Origin of the sequence: Variovorax sp. R-27 (assembly GCF_049913215.1) — a bacterium.
Taxonomy (GTDB): domain Bacteria; phylum Pseudomonadota; class Gammaproteobacteria; order Burkholderiales; family Burkholderiaceae_C; genus Variovorax.
In genome coordinates this window covers 4,385,301-4,402,046 of record NZ_CP183984.1, presented here as the reverse complement: position 1 = coordinate 4,402,046, position 16,746 = coordinate 4,385,301, and the positions used below count along the sequence as shown (strand labels likewise).

Annotated in this window: 10 protein-coding genes; 6 read left to right on the top strand and 4 right to left on the bottom strand. The window is 67.8% G+C overall.

All coding sequences use genetic code 11. From position 1 onward, the window contains the following. Window positions 1-13 precede the first annotated feature (13 nt). On the bottom strand, window positions 14-2,779 hold the full coding sequence (locus tag ACN9MV_RS20640) for a circularly permuted type 2 ATP-grasp protein (protein ID WP_426389246.1): 2,766 nt from the start codon (window positions 2,777-2,779) through the stop codon (window positions 14-16). 62 nt (window positions 2,780-2,841) lie between these two features. Continuing rightward, window positions 2,842-6,354: a DUF2126 domain-containing protein gene (locus ACN9MV_RS20635; RefSeq protein WP_426389244.1), complete on the bottom strand. Its 3,513-nt coding sequence runs from the start codon at window positions 6,352-6,354 to the stop codon at window positions 2,842-2,844. Between the two features lie 171 nt (window positions 6,355-6,525). On the opposite strand from ACN9MV_RS20635, the gene ACN9MV_RS20630 reads away from it, so the two are divergent. The 4 genes from ACN9MV_RS20630 (at window position 6,526) to ACN9MV_RS20615 (ending at window position 12,503) form a co-directional block, all read left to right on the top strand. Further along, the gene (locus tag ACN9MV_RS20630; protein WP_426393186.1) at window positions 6,526-8,943 is read left to right on the top strand and encodes a DNA internalization-related competence protein ComEC/Rec2; all 2,418 of its coding nucleotides are present in this window, start codon (window positions 6,526-6,528) and stop codon (window positions 8,941-8,943) included. A 145-nt stretch (window positions 8,944-9,088) separates the two neighbouring features. Beyond that, window positions 9,089-9,937 carry an oxepin-CoA hydrolase, alternative type gene (locus ACN9MV_RS20625; RefSeq protein ID WP_093177167.1) on the top strand — a complete coding sequence of 283 codons (849 nt, stop codon included), beginning with the start codon at window positions 9,089-9,091 and terminating at the stop codon, window positions 9,935-9,937. Between the two features lie 98 nt (window positions 9,938-10,035). Continuing rightward, a complete protein-coding gene (locus tag ACN9MV_RS20620; RefSeq protein WP_093050814.1) occupies window positions 10,036-11,532 on the top strand; it encodes a circularly permuted type 2 ATP-grasp protein in 1,497 nt (498 codons plus the stop codon). A 14-nt stretch (window positions 11,533-11,546) separates the two neighbouring features. Next, complete coding sequence (locus ACN9MV_RS20615) at window positions 11,547-12,503, top strand: alpha-E domain-containing protein (RefSeq protein ID WP_093050811.1); 957 nt, start codon at window positions 11,547-11,549, stop codon at window positions 12,501-12,503. 34 nt (window positions 12,504-12,537) lie between these two features. Here ACN9MV_RS20615 and ACN9MV_RS20610 read toward each other — a convergent pair whose 3' ends face one another. Further along, complete coding sequence (locus ACN9MV_RS20610; RefSeq protein ID WP_426393185.1) at window positions 12,538-12,960, bottom strand: Lrp/AsnC family transcriptional regulator; 423 nt, start codon at window positions 12,958-12,960, stop codon at window positions 12,538-12,540. Between the two features lie 146 nt (window positions 12,961-13,106). Here ACN9MV_RS20610 and ACN9MV_RS20605 point away from each other — a divergent pair, with 146 nt between their 5' ends. Further along, window positions 13,107-14,156: an ornithine cyclodeaminase gene (locus tag ACN9MV_RS20605; RefSeq protein WP_426389243.1), complete on the top strand. Its 1,050-nt coding sequence runs from the start codon at window positions 13,107-13,109 to the stop codon at window positions 14,154-14,156. A gap of 2 nt (window positions 14,157-14,158) precedes the next feature. After that, window positions 14,159-15,100 carry a citrulline utilization hydrolase CtlX gene (ctlX, locus tag ACN9MV_RS20600; protein WP_426389242.1) on the top strand — a complete coding sequence of 314 codons (942 nt, stop codon included), beginning with the start codon at window positions 14,159-14,161 and terminating at the stop codon, window positions 15,098-15,100. Here ctlX and ACN9MV_RS20595 read toward each other — a convergent pair. Then, window positions 15,097-16,740 carry a phosphoethanolamine transferase gene (locus tag ACN9MV_RS20595; RefSeq protein WP_426389240.1) on the bottom strand — a complete coding sequence of 548 codons (1,644 nt, stop codon included), beginning with the start codon at window positions 16,738-16,740 and terminating at the stop codon, window positions 15,097-15,099. The two genes, ctlX and ACN9MV_RS20595, sit on opposite strands and share 4 nt — an antisense overlap. Window positions 16,741-16,746: the final 6 nt, after the last annotated feature.

The following is a 16,746-nucleotide window of genomic DNA, read 5'->3' as shown; positions in this document are numbered from 1 at the left end:
CTTTGTCTGGGAATCAGGCTCCGACCGAGCGCAGCGATTCGGATGTCAGCGTGAAGTAGCGTGTGCCGATCGCATCGGACACATGGTAGGCGGCCGTCTCGCAGTTGGCGAGCAGCTCGACGAGGGCCGGGTAGTTGGCTTCGGGCCCTGCGGCGCAGAGGTGTTCGAGCGTCCAGCCGGCCGGGTCGGGCAGTTCGTACGACAGCGCGGTCAGCTTGCCGGGCGCGCTGCCGGCCAGCCGTGCAATGCGCCCGCGCAGGGTCTGCGTGACCCATGCGAGCGAGCGCGGGTTCTCGGCGTCGAGCACCAGCAGGTCGACCATGGTGGCGACGTCGCGGCGCTGCTGGTAGCGGGCGTGGAAGGTGATGGTGCTGTCGAATAGCGCCACCATCGCCTCGAAGCCGCTCACCTCGTGCACGGCGCCGTTGTCGAAGCCGGCCTCCAGCGCATTCGACAGAAAACCCAGTCGCTCGATGTGGCGGCCGATGGACAGCAGCCGCCAGGCGTCGTCGCGCGTCATGCGGTCGGTCTGCGCGCCGGTCATGGCGGCCAGCGCCGTGCTGGCGGACTCGAGGGCGCGCAACGCGGCACTGCTGGCAAAGCTGCCTTCGCCGGCCTGCTCGGCCGCGCGGCGCAGGAAGTCGGTCTCGGCGCGCACGATCTGGTTCCAGTTGTCCTGCGACAGGCGCTCGCGCACGGCGGCGGCCGCTTGCCGGATGCACATCAGGCTGAAACCCACGCTGCCGCCGCGCTCCACATCGCCCAGTTCGGCGATGAGCGCGCGTTCGAACACGCGGCGCGATTGCGGCGCGCTCGGCACTTCGGCCGGCACCAGTGCATTTCGCAGCGCCATGCGGTGCAGCCATTCGAGCAACGGGCGCGAGGACTGGTCTTCGCTGCCCAGCAAGTTGAGCGTGAGGCGCGCAAGGCGCACGGCGTTCTCGGCACGCTCGGTGTAGCGGCCGAGCCAGAACATGTTCTCCGCGGCGCGGCTGGTAACGGGCGCGCGGTGCCGTGCGAGCGAGGCCGGCGTGGCGTGCGGCTGCAGCAGCGTGGTGCGGTCGACCTCGCCGTGGGTCTGCACCCACACGTCGGCGCTGCTGCCGCCACGTTGCATCGACGCGATCTGCGCATCGGGCCCCGCAAGCCGGGCCAGGCCGCCGGGCAGCACGCGCCACGACTGCGCGCCGTCGCTCACCGCGAACACGCGCAGCAGCACAGCGCGCGGCGCGATGTGGCCCGGGCCCATGTCGTTGGCCCAGGTGGGCATCTGCGACAGCGGCTGATAGCCCTGCACTGTGTGCACGTCGCCTTCTCGCACGATGCGGCCGGCCCATTCGTCGAGCTCGCGCCGGCCGAGCTGGCTGCCGAGCACGGCGTCGAAGCTGGCGCGGCCGTCGAAGCCGGGGTAGGTGGGCTTGATGGCGCAGTCGGCCAGCTGCGGCAGCACCGATTCGAGCGCGGCGCGCTCGCCGCACCACCAGGTGGGCAGCGCGGGCAGCTTGAGTTTTTCGCCGATCAGGCGGCGCGCCAGCCCCGGCAAGAAGCCGAGCAGCGCGGGCGATTCGAGGAACGCCGAGCCCGGCATGTTGGCCACCAGCACGTTGCCGGCACGAATGGCCTGCAGCAGGCCGGGCACGCCGAGCGTGGAATCGGGGCGCAGCTCCAGCGGGTCGAGGAACTGGTCGTCGAGCCGCTTGATGAGGCCGTGCACCGGGCGCAGGCCCTGCAGCGTCTTGAGGTAGAGCCGCTGGTCGCGCACCGTGAGGTCGCTGCCTTCGACCAGCGTGATGCCCAGGTAGCGCGCGAGATACGCGTGCTCGAAGTAGGTTTCGTTGTACGGGCCGGGCGTGAGCAGCGCGATGTGCGGCGGCACGCCGGCCGGGCACATGCGCTGCAGGCCTTCCATCATGGCGCTGTAGGTGGCGGCCAGGCGTTGCACGTGCAGCGCCTCGAAGGCCTGAGGAAACTGCCGCGTGATGGCGAGGCGGTTTTCGAGCAGGTAACCCAGGCCCGAAGGCGCCTGCGTGCGCTGCGAAACCACCCACCAGTTGCCGTCGGGGCCGCGCGCGAGGTCGAAGGCTGTGATGTGCAGCCAGGTGTCGCCCGGCGGCTTCACGCCGTGCAGCGCGCGCAGGTAGCCGGGGTGGCCGCGCACCAGCGCCGGGGGAATGAGCCCCTCGGCCAGCAGCTGCTGCGGGCCGTAGACGTCGGCCATCACGCGGTCGAGCACGCGCACGCGCTGCAGCACGCCAGCCTCGATCTGGCTCCAGCTTTCGGGCGAGACGATCAGCGGGAACAGGTCGAGCGACCACGGCCGCTGCGGGCCGTTGGCGTCGGCGTACACGTTGTAGGTGACGCCGTTGTCGCGGATCTGCCGTTCAAGGCTGGCCGCGCGTCGGGGCAGGTCGTTGAAGCCGCCCGGGCCGAGCTGTTCGAAGAAGGCGTTCCAGGCGGGCGTGAGCGGCGGTTGTTCGCCGGAGGGGCCCTGTGTCTGCGTCTGGGATTGAGACTGCGACTGCGACTGCGACTGCGACTGCGATTGGGACTGCGACTGCCCGGCCGCCGGTGGTCGTTCGACCGCGGCGTCGTACAGCAGCGGGGCGGGCGCAGGGGCTGGCGCAGCCCCCGGCACCGGCCGTACAGGCGCTACCGCGGTGGCCTGCCCACGCAGTTCATCGAAATGGCCGGGCAGGGCCGGCGGGGCGAGCGCCGACGCCAGGGCCGCTGGAAACTCCAGTGCCTGGGCGTCGAACAGGGATTCGTTCAAAGGTTCCACAGGAGGGGGATTGTCACACTGCCTTCACGGGTATCCGTTTGGGCAGCGTGCTAAATGTCCCCTTATCGCCGCAGATCCAGCGTGAACGGGAATTCGCGGCTGCCCGGCAGCTCGATGGTTGCCGGGGGCGTGCGCATGAGTCCGGGTGTATGGCCGGTGCGGGTGAAGCGCGAGTGGCGGCGGCTTTCCGCCTCGTAGGCGTTGACCGGGAAGGTGTCGTAATTGCGCCCGCCCGGGTGGGCGACGAAGTACTGGCAGCCGCCAAGGGAGCGCTTCATCCAGGTGTCGACCAGGTCGAAGGTCAGCGGCGCGTGGGCCGGGATGCTCGGGTGCAGGGCCGAAGGCGGGTTCCAGGCCTTGTAGCGCACGCCGGCCACGAACTCGCCGACCACGCCGGTGGGCTGCAGCGGCAGCACCTTGCCGTTGACGGTGATGACGTGGCGGCTCTCGTTCAGGCCGGTCACGCGCACCTCGATGCGTTCGAGCGACGAATCAACGTAGCGCACCGTGCCGCCGGCCGAACCTTCCTCGCCCATCACGTGCCAGGGTTCAAGCGCGTTGCGCAGCGAGAGCTCCACGCCCATCGCCTGCATCTGGCCCACCAGCGGGAAGCGGAACTCGAAGTGCGGCGCGAACCAGTCGGCATCGAAGGCGAAGCCGGCCTGGCGCATCTCGCTGATGACGTCGTCGAAGTCCATCTTGACGAAGGTCGGCAGCAGGAAGCGGTCGTGCAGCTCGGTGCCCCAGCGGGTAACGGGCGCCTTGTAGGGCTCGTCCCAGAAGCGGGCGACCAGCGCGCGAATGAGCAGCTGCTGCGCGATGCTCATGCGCGCATGCGGCGGCATTTCAAAAGCGCGCAGCTCCAGCAGGCCGAGGCGGCCGGTGCTCGAGTCGGGCGAGTAGAGCTTGTCGATGCAGAACTCGCTGCGGTGCGTGTTGCCCGACACGTCGATCAGGATGTTGCGCAGCGTGCGGTCGACCAGCCAGGCCGGCATGTTCTGGCCATAGATCTCGCGGTTCTTCGCGATTTCCTTCAGGGCGATTTCCAGCTCGTAGATCTGGTCGTTGCGGGCCTCGTCCACGCGCGGCGCCTGGCTCGTCGGGCCGATGAACATGCCCGAGAACAGATAGCTCAGCGACGGATGGTTGTGCCAGTAGAGCAGCAGGCTGGCCAGCAGCTCGGGCCGGCGCAGGAAGGGGCTGTCGGCGGGCGTGGCGCCGCCCATCACGAAGTGGTTGCCGCCGCCGGTGCCAGTGTGGCGGCCGTCGGTCATGAACTTCTCGGCCGACAGGCGGGTTTCGAACGCGGCGTTGTAGAGAAACTCGGTGTGGTCGACCAGTTCCTTCCAGTTGTGGGCCGGGTGGATGTTGACTTCGATCACGCCCGGGTCGGGGGTGACGGCCAGCATCTTCAGGCGCGGGTCGCGCGGCGGCGGGTAGCCTTCCATCACGATGCGCACGCCCAGGTCGCGCGCGGTGGCTTCGACTGCTGCGACCAGGTCGAGATAGTCCTCCAGGCGCGCGAGCGGCGGCATGAAGACGTAGAGCACGCCCGAGGCACTGCCCTTCTTCTCGGCCGAGGGGCCGTTGGCGCGGCGCGGGTCGCGCACTTCGACGCACAGCGCGGTGCGCGTGACCCAGTGGGCTGATTCACCGCGCAGCGGCTGGCGGGTGGTCGATTTGTCGTCCGCATCGTCAGTTGCTGCTGCAGCCGATGCATCGCCTTCGCCGGCACTGCCCGGCGCCTGCATGCGTAGCGAGGCGGGCACGACGGGCGGTGCGCCGAAGGCATAGGGCACTGCGCCGAGGTCGGCCCCTGTGCCGGTTGTGCCTACGGCATAGCGCGCACGGTAGTCGGCCGCACTCGGCAGGGCGCCGCGCGGCGCGGTCGGGTCGCGTTCGATCAGGTAGGGGTAGTCGCCCTTGCTGGCCCACGGCTGCGAGTCGAGCGGCAGGCGGTAGCCCATGGGCGAGTCGCCGGGGATCAGGTAGAGCCGGTCGTCGCGCAGGAACCAGGGGCCGGTCTTCCAGGCCGGCCCTGCGAGCGCGGGGGCGTCGCCGTTCGCATTGCCGGGTTCGATGGGCAGCATGTAGCCGATCACCGCGTCGAGCTTCTGCGTGAACACGCGGCGCAGGCGCACGCGTTCGAGTTCGTCGTCGAGCTTCGACTCGAAGGGGTCGACGTTCACCGGCAGGCGGCGTTCGCGCCAGAGGTAGTAGTAGATGTCTTCGTAGCCTGGCTGGATGTAGCGCTCGGTCAGGCCGAGCTTGTGGGCCAGCACGGTGGTGAAGCGGCGCGCGTCTTCGCTCGTGTAGTGCGTGGGAAAGCGCTCGTCGGCAAACAGTTCGGGGTCGTGCCACAGCGTCTGGCCGTCGGCGCGCCAGAAGATCGACAGCGCCCAGCGCGGCAGTTGCTCGCCCGGGTACCACTTGCCCTGGCCGAAATGCAGGAAGCCGCCCTTGCCGTACTCGGCGCGCAGCTTGTGCACGAGCTCGGTGGCGTAGCCGCGCTTCGTGGGGCCGAGGGCGTCGGTGTTCCATTCGGGCGCGTCGCGGTCGCTGGTGGCCACGTAGGTCGGCTCGCCGCCCATGGTGAGGCGCACGTCGCCGGCCTTAAGGCGCGCATCGACTGCGTCGCCCAGGGCCAGTACTTCGGACCACTGTTCTTCGGTGTAGGGCTTGGTGACGCGCGGCGATTCGTAGATGCGCGTGACCTTCATCTCATGGCCGAACTCGACCTCGGATTCGTCGACGCCGCCCTCGATGGGCGCCGCGCTCGAAGGCGTGGGCGTGCAGGCCAGCGGAATGTGGCCCTCGCCGGCCAGCAGGCCCGAGGTGGCGTCGAGGCCGATCCAGCCTGCGCCCGGCAGGAACACTTCGCACCAGGCGTGCAGGTCGGTGAAGTCGACCGTGGTGCCGCTCGGGCCGTCGAGCGCCTTCACGTCGGGCGTGAGCTGGATCAGGTAGCCCGAGACGAAACGCGCGGCCAGCCCGCAGTGGCGCAGCAGTTGCACCAGCAGCCAGCCCGAGTCGCGGCAAGAGCCGCTGCCGCTGGTGAGCGTTTCTTCCGGCGTCTGCACACCGGGCTCCATGCGGATCAGGTAATTGACGTCTTGCTGCACCTGCTGGTTGATGCCGACCAGGAAGTCGATGGTGCGCTGCTCCTTGCGATCGATCTTGTCGAGGTAGGCCTGCAGCAGCGGCGTGGGCGCTTCGGTGACGAGGTAGGGGGCGAGCTCTTCAGCCTGCGAGGCCGTGTACTTGAAAGGAAAGTTCTCGGCCTGCGGCTCGAGGAAGAAGTCGAAGGGGTTGTAGACCGCCATCTCGACCACGAGGTCGACCGTGACCTTGAACTCGCGCGTCTTCTCGGGGAACACGAGCCGCGCCTGGTAGTTGGCGAACGGGTCCTGCATCCAGTTGACGAAGTGCTCGGCCGGCTCGACCCGCAGCGAATACGAGATGACGTTGCTGCGGCAATGCGGCGCGGGACGCAAGCGCACGACCTGTGGGCCCAACTGCACCAGGCGGTCGTATTTGTAGTGGGTGACGTGGTGGAGAGCGGCGTGAATGGACATGCGTTTTTGTGTGCAGTACTGCGAGATTGCATCGAAAAGATGTCTCTTGTGAGACGCATACTAGCCCAGATGCCAAGCAATTAACGCGCCACTGAGCGTGACTTTGGGGAGGGTTTGCATCATGGGTTCGGGAGTTTTTCGTTGACGCCGTTTCGTGCGTCCGGTGGTGCCATGGGTGGAGCGGGGGCGTTCGTGGCGCTGGGTGGCTCGCTGCTGGGAGCGGCCTTGCAGTTGCAGCAGGCGGTGCTTTGGCCGGCGTGGGCCTACGCCGGCTTGCTGTTCGTGGCAGTGGCCGGCCTGTGTTGGCGACGCATGCCGGGCAGGGGCCTGATGCTCATCGCCTTGCTATGCGGCGCGATGGCTGGCGCAGGGCTCGCGGGATGGCGCGCGGCGGTCTATGCGCACGGCGCGCTTGACCCAACGCTCGAAGGGCGCGACCTGCAGGTCACGGGCGTGGTGTCGGAGATGCCCCAGCGCAACGAAGCTGGAACGCAGTTCCGCCTGGATGTCGAGTCCGCGGGTTGGGCTGATCCGGATGCGCAGGGGCGGCCCGCGGTGCCCGATCGCATTGCACTCGGCTGGTATGCCGAAGGCTCGAGCCTGTGGAGCCGGGCGTCCCAAAGCCGCGCGCCCTTGACCAGCACCGTCGGCCCCCTGCACGCTGGCGAGCGATGGCGACTGACGGTGCGTCTGAAGGCGCCGCACGGCAGCCGCAATCCCCATGGCTTCGACAGCGAACTCTGGATGTGGGAGCAGGGCCTGCATGCCAGCGGCTATGTGCGAACCGGCGCGCGCGATGCGGCACCCATGCTGGTGGCAAGCACGTGGTGGCATCCCATCGAACGCGCACGCGAAGCCGTACGCGATGCCGTCTTCGAGCGCGTGCCCGACCGCGCCCAGGCCGGCGTGATCGCGGCCTTGGTCACCGGCGACCAGAGCGCCATCGACCGCTCGGGCTGGGACGTGTTCCGCGCCACGGGCGTGGCACACCTGATGTCGATCTCCGGCCTCCACGTCACGATGTTTGCCTGGCTGGCCGCGCACGTCGTCGGCCTGCTCTGGCGGCGCAGCGCGCGGCTGATGCTGCGCTTGCCGGCGCAGCAGGCAGCGTTGATAGGCGGCGTGCTGCTGGCCACGCTCTACGCGCTCTTCAGCGGCTGGGGTGTGCCCTCGCAGCGCACTGTGTGGATGCTGGCGACGGTCGCGCTGCTGCGCCTCACGGGCCGGCGCTGGCCTTGGCCGCATGTGTGGCTGCTGACGGCGGCCGTGGTGGTCGCGCTCGATCCGTGGGCCTTGATGCAGGCCGGCTTCTGGCTGAGCTTCGTGGCGGTGGGCGTGCTGTTCGCCACGGACGCCGCGGTGCCGGGCGAGCGGAAGACCGGCGCCGCTTCCCGCCTGTTGCAGTTCTTTCGCGAGCAATGGGTCATCACGCTGGCAATCACGCCGCTGAGCCTGCTGCTGTTCCAGCAGGTGTCGCTGATCGGCTTGGTGGCCAATGCGGTGGCGATCCCCTGGGTCACGCTCGTGATCACGCCGTTGGCCATGCTGGGCGTCGCCGTGGCGCCGCTGTGGGACCTTGCAGCCCGGGCCGTGCAGGTGCTGGCGCTGCTGCTGCAATGGCTGGCCGGGCTGCCGTATGCCACGCTGTCGATGGCCGCGCCGCCTTTGTGGATGGCCGCTTGCGGCGTGGCCGGCGGTGCATTGCTCGCCATGCGGCTGTCCTGGTCGCTGCGCAGCCTCGGCATTCCGCTGCTGCTGCCAGTGTTGCTGTGGCAGGCGCCCCGGCCGGCGGCCGGCGAATTCGAGCTGCTCGCTGCCGACATCGGCCAGGGCAACGCGGTGCTCGTGCGCACCGCCACGCACAGCCTGCTCTATGACGCCGGCCCGCGCTACGGCCTTGAAAGCGATGCCGGCCATCGCGTGCTCGTGCCGCTGCTGCGGGCGCATGGTGAGCGCCTCGACATGCTGGTGCTGAGCCACCGCGACACCGATCACACCGGCGGTGCGCCCGCGGTGCTCGCGATGCAGCCGCGGGCCGAGCTGCTGAGTTCCCTCGAAGCCACGCATCCGCTGCAGGCGACGCTGGCGGCACGGCGTTGCGAGGCGGGGCAGGTCTGGACCTGGGACGGCGTGCGCTTCGAGGTGCTGCATCCGTTCGACACCGACTACCGCGGCTTCACCAAGCCCAATGCCGTCTCGTGCGTGCTGCGCATCGGCAACGGGCGCGCGGCGGCGCTGCTGGCCGGCGACATCGAGCGGCTGCAGGAGGCCGCGCTCGTCGTTCGCACGCCGCAGCTGCTGCGGGCCGACGTGCTGCTGGCGCCGCACCACGGCAGCAAGACTTCGTCGAGCCCGGCCTTCCTCGATGCGGTGCAGCCGGGCATTGCCTTTGTCCAGGCGGGGTATCGCAATCGCTTCGGCCATCCGGCGCAGGAGGTGGTGGCGCGCTACCGGGACCGTGGCGTGCGGCTGGTCGAAAACACCCGCTGCGGCGCCGCGCACTGGACCAGCACGCGTCCCGCCGACGTGGCCTGCGAGCGCGAGCGCCATGCGCGGTACTGGCAGCACAGCCCTGAAATCGTGAATTAATTGTCAAAAGTAGTCCGAAAGGCCACTTGTCAGCGTGCTCGTACTGGCGTCCCATGCGTTGTATCGTTTGGCTACAACTCAGAAGAGGGGACAGCATGAGCAACCGTCAAGGCCTTCGGTGGGACCTGTTTTCCGGGCATACGCCGTGACGGCCGCTGTTCCGGCCATCACCAGCACGAGCGCCGCGGCCGCACCCGGCGCGCGGCTCAAGATGCACCGCGAAGGCCCGGTGCTGGTGCTGACGCTGAGCAACCCCGCGGCGCGCAATGCGCTCAATCCGTCGGTCTACCGCGCGGCCGCCAAGGCGATGCGCGCCACCTCGGGTTTTCGCACCGTGCGCGCCATCGTGTTGTGCGGGGAGGGCGATCATTTCAGCGGCGGCGGCGACCTGCGGCGCCTGGCCCGGCAACGCAAGCTGCCGGCCGCCGAGCAGCATGGCCACATTGATGCGCTGCACGAATGGATCATGGCGATCCAGGAGGCTCCCCAGCCCGTCATTGCCGCTGTCGAGGGCGCTGCCATGGGCGGCGGCTTTTCGCTGTGCCTGGCCTGCGACCTGATCGTGGCCGCGGAAGACGCGAAGTTCGCCATGTCCTATGTGAATGTGGGCCTCACGCCCGACGGCGGCGGCACCGATTCGCTGGTGCGCGCGTTGCCGCCGCAGGCCGCCATCGAAATGCTGCTCGACGGCACGCCCAGCACCGCGAAGCGGCTGCACGAACTGGGCGTGGTCAACAAGGTCGTGCCGCATGGGGAGGCCGGCGCCACCGCGCTCGCCTGGGCGCAGCAGCTCGCGCGCGGCCCGTTCGAGGTGCAGGCGCGCATCAAGCAGCTCGTGTATTCGGCGCGTGGGCGCAGCCGGCGTGAGCAACTTGACGCCGAGCGCGAATCCTTCTTGGCCAGCCTCTACAGCGACGAGAGCGGGGAGCGCATCAAGGGATTTCTCTCGCCCCGCAAGAAGCTGACGGCCAGCGAGGAAGGGCCTGAGCGCTGAGCGAAGAAAAAGTCTTCCGGCCCGTCTCCGGCCTTGGCATAAGGGGTTCTACTGGCCCTGAACTTGCTAAGCTATAGCTCAAGGAGATTGGTCGTTCCATGCACAAATTTGACGAGATGTATGAGCAGTTGCCCTATGCGGGGGCTGCAATCCGACAGCACTACAAGCGCTACGACCAATGGCTCGCGAAGCAACCCGGTGAGGTGATGCGTTCGCGGCGCGAAGAGGCGGAATTGATTTTCCGCCGGGTCGGCATCACCTTCGCGGTGTATGGCGCCAAGGACGAGGACGGCTCCGGCACCGAGCGGCTCATCCCGTTCGACCTGCTGCCTCGCATCATTCCCGCTCACGAGTGGGACAGCATGGAAAAAGGGCTGGTGCAGCGCGTCACGGCGCTCAACCGCTTTCTTCACGATGTCTACCATGATCAGGAAATCATCAAGGCCGGCATCATCCCGGCCGAGCAGATCCTGAACAACGCCCAGTTCCGCCCCGAGATGATGGGCGTGAACGTGCCGCACAACGTCTACTCGAACATCTCGGGCATCGACATCGTTCGTGCCCCCGATGCCGACGGCAACGGTGAGTACTACGTGCTCGAAGACAACCTGCGCGTGCCCAGCGGCGTGAGCTACATGCTCGAAAACCGCAAGATGATGATGCGGCTCTTCCCCGAGCTGTTCAACCAGAACCGCATCGCGCCGGTCGCGCACTACCCCGACCTGCTGCTCGAAACCCTGCGCGCCAGCGCGCCGCCGGCCACGGCCGAGCCCACGGTGGTGGTGCTCACGCCCGGCATGTACAACAGCGCCTACTTCGAGCATGCCTTCCTCGCCCAGCAGATGGGCGTGGAACTGGTCGAGGGCCAGGACCTGTTCGTCAAGGACAACTTCGTCTACATGCGCACTACGCGCGGACCGCGCCGCGTCGACGTGATCTACCGCCGCGTGGACGACGACTTCCTCGACCCCGAGGTGTTCCGCCCCACGTCCACGCTCGGTACCGCCGGCCTGATGCGCGCCTACCGCGAAGGCAACGTCGTCATCTGCAATGCAGTGGGCACCGGTGTGGCCGACGACAAGTCGATCTACCCCTACGTGCCGAAGATGGTTGAGTTCTACCTCGGCGAAAAGCCGATCCTGAAGAACGTGCCCACCTACATGTGCCGCAACAAGGACGAGCTGCAATACACGCTCGACAACATGAAGGACCTGGTTGTCAAGGAAGTGCACGGCGCCGGCGGCTACGGCATGCTGATCGGCCCGGCCGCCACGCAGGCCGAGATCGAAGACTTCAAGAAGGCCGTGATCGCCAAGCCCGACGGCTACATCGCCCAGCCCACCCTGAGCCTGTCGACTTCGCCCACCTTCGTCGACGCCGGCATCGCGCCGCGCCACATCGACCTGCGCCCCTTCGTGCTCTCGGGCAGCGAGGTGCAGATGGTGCCCGGCGGCCTCACGCGCGTGGCGCTGAAGGAAGGCTCGCTGGTGGTCAACTCGTCGCAGGGCGGCGGCACCAAGGACACCTGGATTCTCGAAGCCGACCGCGCTCCCAAGCCCAAGGCGGCGCCCGCGCAGTCGCAAAGCCAATCGTAGTAGGAGCACAACCGATGCTGTCTCGCACCGCCGACCATCTCTACTGGATGTCCCGCTACACCGAGCGCGCCGAGAACACGGCGCGCATGCTGGACGTCAACTACCAGACCTCCCTGCTGCCGCAGTCCGCCGAAGTGGCCAAGTACGGCTGGCAGGGCGTGCTGTCCATCAGCGAGCTGCTGCCCTGGTACAACAAGAAGTACGACCAGATCACGCCCCACGACGTGATGGAGTTCATGGTCAAGGACGAGAGCAATGCCTCTTCGATCGTCTCCTGCCTGAAGGCCGCTCGCGAGAACGCACGTGCCGTGCGCGGTGCGCTCACCACTGAAGCCTGGGAAACGCAGAACACCACCTGGCTCGAAGTCAACCGCATGCTCCGCGCAGGCGATTTCGAGCGCGACCCCGGCCAGTTCTTCGAGTGGGTCAAGTTCCGCTCGCACCTGTCGCGCGGCGTCACGCTGGGCACCATGCTGCAAGACGAGGCCTTCTACTTCTCGCGCCTGGGCACCTTCCTGGAACGTGCCGACAACACCGCGCGGCTGGTGGACGTGAAGTTCCATGCGCTCAACAGCGAGTTCTTCGGCGCCGCCACCGAGGAAGACCAGGAGTACGACTTCTATCACTGGAGCGCGATCCTGCGCAGCGTTTCGGCCTTCGAGGTCTACCGCAAGGTGTACCGCGATGTGATCAAGCCCGAGCGCGTGGCCGAGCTGCTGATTCTTCGTGCCGACATGCCGCGCTCGCTGCACGCGAGCCTGGTCGAGGTGGTGAACAACCTCGCGAAGGTGCAGAACGAGCAGAGCGCCGAAACACAGCGCCGCGCCGGCAAGCTGCTGGCCGATCTGCAATACGCGCGGGTCGACGAGATCCTTGCGACCGGCCTGCATGCCTATCTCACGCAGTTCCTCGACCGCGTGAACGAGCTGGGCGGGCGCATCAGCCAGGACTTCCTGGTTCCCGCCCACTGAGCGGTAGAGAGTCGGTGCGCCGCTGGCGCCCGGCTCAGAGCTTGTGCGTCGACAGCAGGATGCTCGTCTCGGTGCTCGAGATGCCTTCGATCTGCCGGACGGCATTGAGCACTTTGTCGAAGGCTTCTAGCGAGTCGGCGCGCAGCTCGGCCATCAGGTCCCAGCGGCCGTTGGTCGAGTGCAGGGCCACGACGTTGGGATGACCGCGCAGAACTTGGCTCACGCGTTCGGCGCGGTGCCCTTCGATCTCGATGCTCATGATCGCGCGGATGCGGTGCGCCTCCGCTTCGGGCTTCAGCCGCACGGTGTAGCCGACGATGGTTCCGTCGTTCTCCAGCTTGGCAATCCGGTTCTGCACGGTCGCCCGCGCCACGCGGAGCTTCTGGGCCAGTGCCACCACCGGCATGCGCGCGTCGTCGCGCAACAGGGCAATGAGTTGTCGGTCGATGTCGTCCATTGCCATTTGTCAAATTGCTAATCAGATCGAGCGAAATGTAAGGTTCAAGGGCTAACTTGACAAGTTGAAGGGTTCAGTCTGGCACGTCTCCCCGGAACAATCGAAAGACGGCTGCGCGATGCTGCCGGACCGTTCAGGAGACCCCCATGACCCGCTTCATCGACGTTCCCGCCATGTCCCGCCTCGTGCAGGAGATCGGTGTGGCCCCCTTCATCGGCGCATTGGCCGACACCATCCGGGAAGACTTCATCCGCTGGCCTGATTTCGACAAATCGGCCCGTGTGGCAAATCACTCGGACATCGGCGTCATCGAACTGATGCCTGTGTCGAACGCCTCGCGCTATGCCTTCAAGTACGTCAACGGCCATCCGGCCAACACCGGCAGAGGCCTCTACACGGTGATGGCCTTCGGCGTGCTCGCCGATGTCGAGACCGGCTACCCCGTGCTGTTGTCTGAACTGACCCTTGCCACTGCGCTTCGCACGAGCGCGACCTCGCTGATGGCGGCGCGCGCATTGGCGCGGCCCGGCGCGCGGCGCATGGCGCTCATCGGCAACGGCGCGCAGAGCGAATTCCAGGCATTGGCCTTTCACTGCCACTTGGGTATCGAGGAAATTGCCGTGTACGACATCGACGCCCGCGCCACCGACAAGCTGGTGCGCAACCTCTCGGCCTTTCCGTCGCTCAAGATCATTCGTGCCGACTCCACGGCGCAGGCCGTGCGCGGCGCCGACATCGTGACGACCGTGACTGCCGACAAGGCCTGCGCCACCATCATCACGCCGGACATGATCGAGCCGGGCATGCACCTGAACGCCGTCGGCGGCGATTGCCCCGGCAAGACCGAACTGCATGCCGACGTGCTGCGCGGCGCGCGCGTGTTCGTCGAGTACGAGCCGCAGACGCGCATCGAGGGCGACATCCAGCAGTTGCCCAAAGACTCCCCCGTGGTCGACCTGTGGCGCGTGCTGGCCGGCACGGCAACGGGGCGCGAAAGCGCTGAACAAGTCACGGTGTTCGATTCGGTCGGCTTCGCGCTCGAGGACTACGCCACCTTGCGCTATGTGCACGAACAGGCCGAGCGTCGCAACCTCGGCGTGGACGTCGAGCTGGTGCCCCGGGCCGATGACCCGAAGGACCTGTTCCGCCACACTCGCAGCGGCGCCTCGCGTGCTGTCATCCGAAGGGTGGCTTGACGATGCCGGCCGCGATCCGCTCCGTTCAGGCGCCGGCCGCCGTGGTCATGGTCCGTCCGCACAGGTTCACGCCGAACCCGGAGACTGCTGCCGACAACGCGTTCCAGACCGCAGCCGCCAAGGAGGCCGCGCAAGCCGTGGCCGACGCTGCCTATCGCGAGGTAACGGCAGCCGTCGAGCAGCTCGAAGCCGAAGGCGTGCGCGTGCATCTGTTCGAAGACCGGGGCGAGCACGACACGCCGGACTCGGTCTTTCCCAACAACTGGTTCTCCACCCACCCGGGCGGACATGTCGCCATCTATCCGATGCATTCGCCGAGCCGCCGCCGCGAGCGGCGCAGCGACGTGATCGAGATGCTCAAGGCCAACTACCGGGTGCAGGACGTCATCGACTATTCCGGCCTCGAGCACGACGGCCTGTTCCTGGAGGGCACCGGTGCGATGGTGCTCGACCACCTGGCGCGCGTGGCCTACACCGCTCGCTCCAACCGGGCCGATCCGGTGGCGCTGGAGCGTTTCAGCACGCACTTCAATTTCGAGCCGATGCTGGTGGATACGGCCGATGAAGCCGGCCGGCCGATCTATCACACCAATGTGCTGATGTGCGTGGCCACGGCCTTCGCGTTGGTCGGCTTCGACATGATCCCGGATGCGCATCGTGCGGCCGAGGTGCGCGCCCGGCTGGAGGAATCGGGGCGCGAGGTCATTGCGCTCACCGCAGGGCAGATCGCCGAGTTCGCAGGCAATGCAATCGAGCTGTCAGGCCGCGATGGCCGCGTGCTCGCGCTGTCGCAGCGCGCCTGCAACAGCCTGAACAGCCAGCAGAAGGCTGTCATCGAACGGTCCGCGCGGCTGGTTCCGCTGCCGGTTCCGACGATCGAGATGGCGGGCGGATCGGTGCGCTGCATGATCGCCGGCATTCATCTGTCGCCCCGGCACGGCTAGCGCGAAAACGATTCGACCGCCACCGGAATCGTGGGCGCCTGCCAGCGGTAGGCATCCTGCAGCACATCGCGTTCCGGCTTCTGCCCGTTCCACTGGATGTGGAGCAGGTCCATCAGCGTCCAGCCCGACCAGTCCGCGCGAAACGGTTGTTGCTGCGCCGCGGCCGACGGCAGCGGCTGCTGGTTGCGCCACACCACGGCCGGAATGCGATAGCCCGAGGCGGTCGCCGGGCTGTGCCCCGCGCGGTCGCTCACGTGGCCTACCTCCTGCCCGTGGTCTGACAGGTACATCCAGGCACGGTAGTCGCCCGGCTTGCCCGCGCTGCGCGTCTGCTGCAGCAGCTCGGACACGACGAAGTCGTGATACAGCAGCGCGGCGTCGTATTCCTGGCGGAAGCGGCGCACCCAGGCCGAGCGGCCGTCTTTCACGAGGCCGTTCTCGACCGCATCCACATCGTCGTCGAAGGGGTTGGCGTTGGCCGGAAAGCGCAGGCTGTAGTGCGGATGCGCGCCCATCAGATGGACCACGATCAGCCTGCGGTCGGTGCTCGTATCGGCCAGCGCCTCCTGCACGCAGTCGAGGATCTCGCCGTCCAGCGAGGCGCTGGCGCGGCCGGGCGTGCGGTTGACCATGTCGACCACGTCGGCGAGGCGCGCATGCTGCTGCTCGATGGCGAGGTCGTCATGGTTGCTGATCCACCAGACCTTGTAGCCGGCGGCGCGTGCCAGCGCCAGCAGGTGCGGCGGGTTCTCGCTCTCGGGCAGGCCGAAGTGGAACATGTTGCGCAGCGCGGGCAGGGTGCTTGCGTCGACGGACCAGGCGTTCTTCAGCACCGCCATCTGGTCGCCGGTCTGCGCCTTGTGCGCCAGCAGGCGGGGCGTGGTCGGGCGGCCGTAGCCGTACAGCGCCATGTTGTCGCGGTTGATGCTGTCAGTGATGACCAGCACCACCGTGGAAGGGCCGGTCTGCGAAATCACGGGTGCGATGCCTTTGGCTTGCACCATCAGGCGGTCGCGCTGCTTCTGCTGGTCGGCCCAGGCGGTGCGCAGCGTGTGAACGGAATTCGCCCACTGCGTCCAGAAGACCGCGGGATGCAGCCGGCGCCAGGGCTTGCTCGCATAGGCCACGCACGCAACGAGAAGCAGCAGCGCGACAAGCGCCACGGCCCATCGAGCAGGCCGGGCTGATGTAGTCGTCGCATCGGCTACAGTGCCGCGCCGCGCGAACATGCCCACGAGCACGCTCGCCACGACCAGCGCGGCACACCACACCGCAGCCGAGCGCCAATGCATCCACAGGTATTCGGAGCCTTCGCGCGCATTGGTGTTGGCCGCTGCACCCAGCACCATCGCGCCGTCGGGCGCGGCCTGGTAGGCGTCGAGCAGATAGGCGCGCACCGCGCCGTCGAGTGCGAAGCCCATGGCCCAGAGCCAGACCAGCAGCGTGCGTATGCGCCGCATCCGCGCGCTGCGCAGCGGCCACGCAAGCCACAGCACCATCGGCATTGCCAGCACCGCGAGCTGCGCCATGCGGCGGCCGTCATGGCCCAGCGCGATGAGCGCCAGCAGCGTCGCGCCCACCACGCCGCAGGCGAGCAGCGCGTTGCGCGACGGAGAGACTTCGTTGGTTGGAGTGGTCAAGCAGGC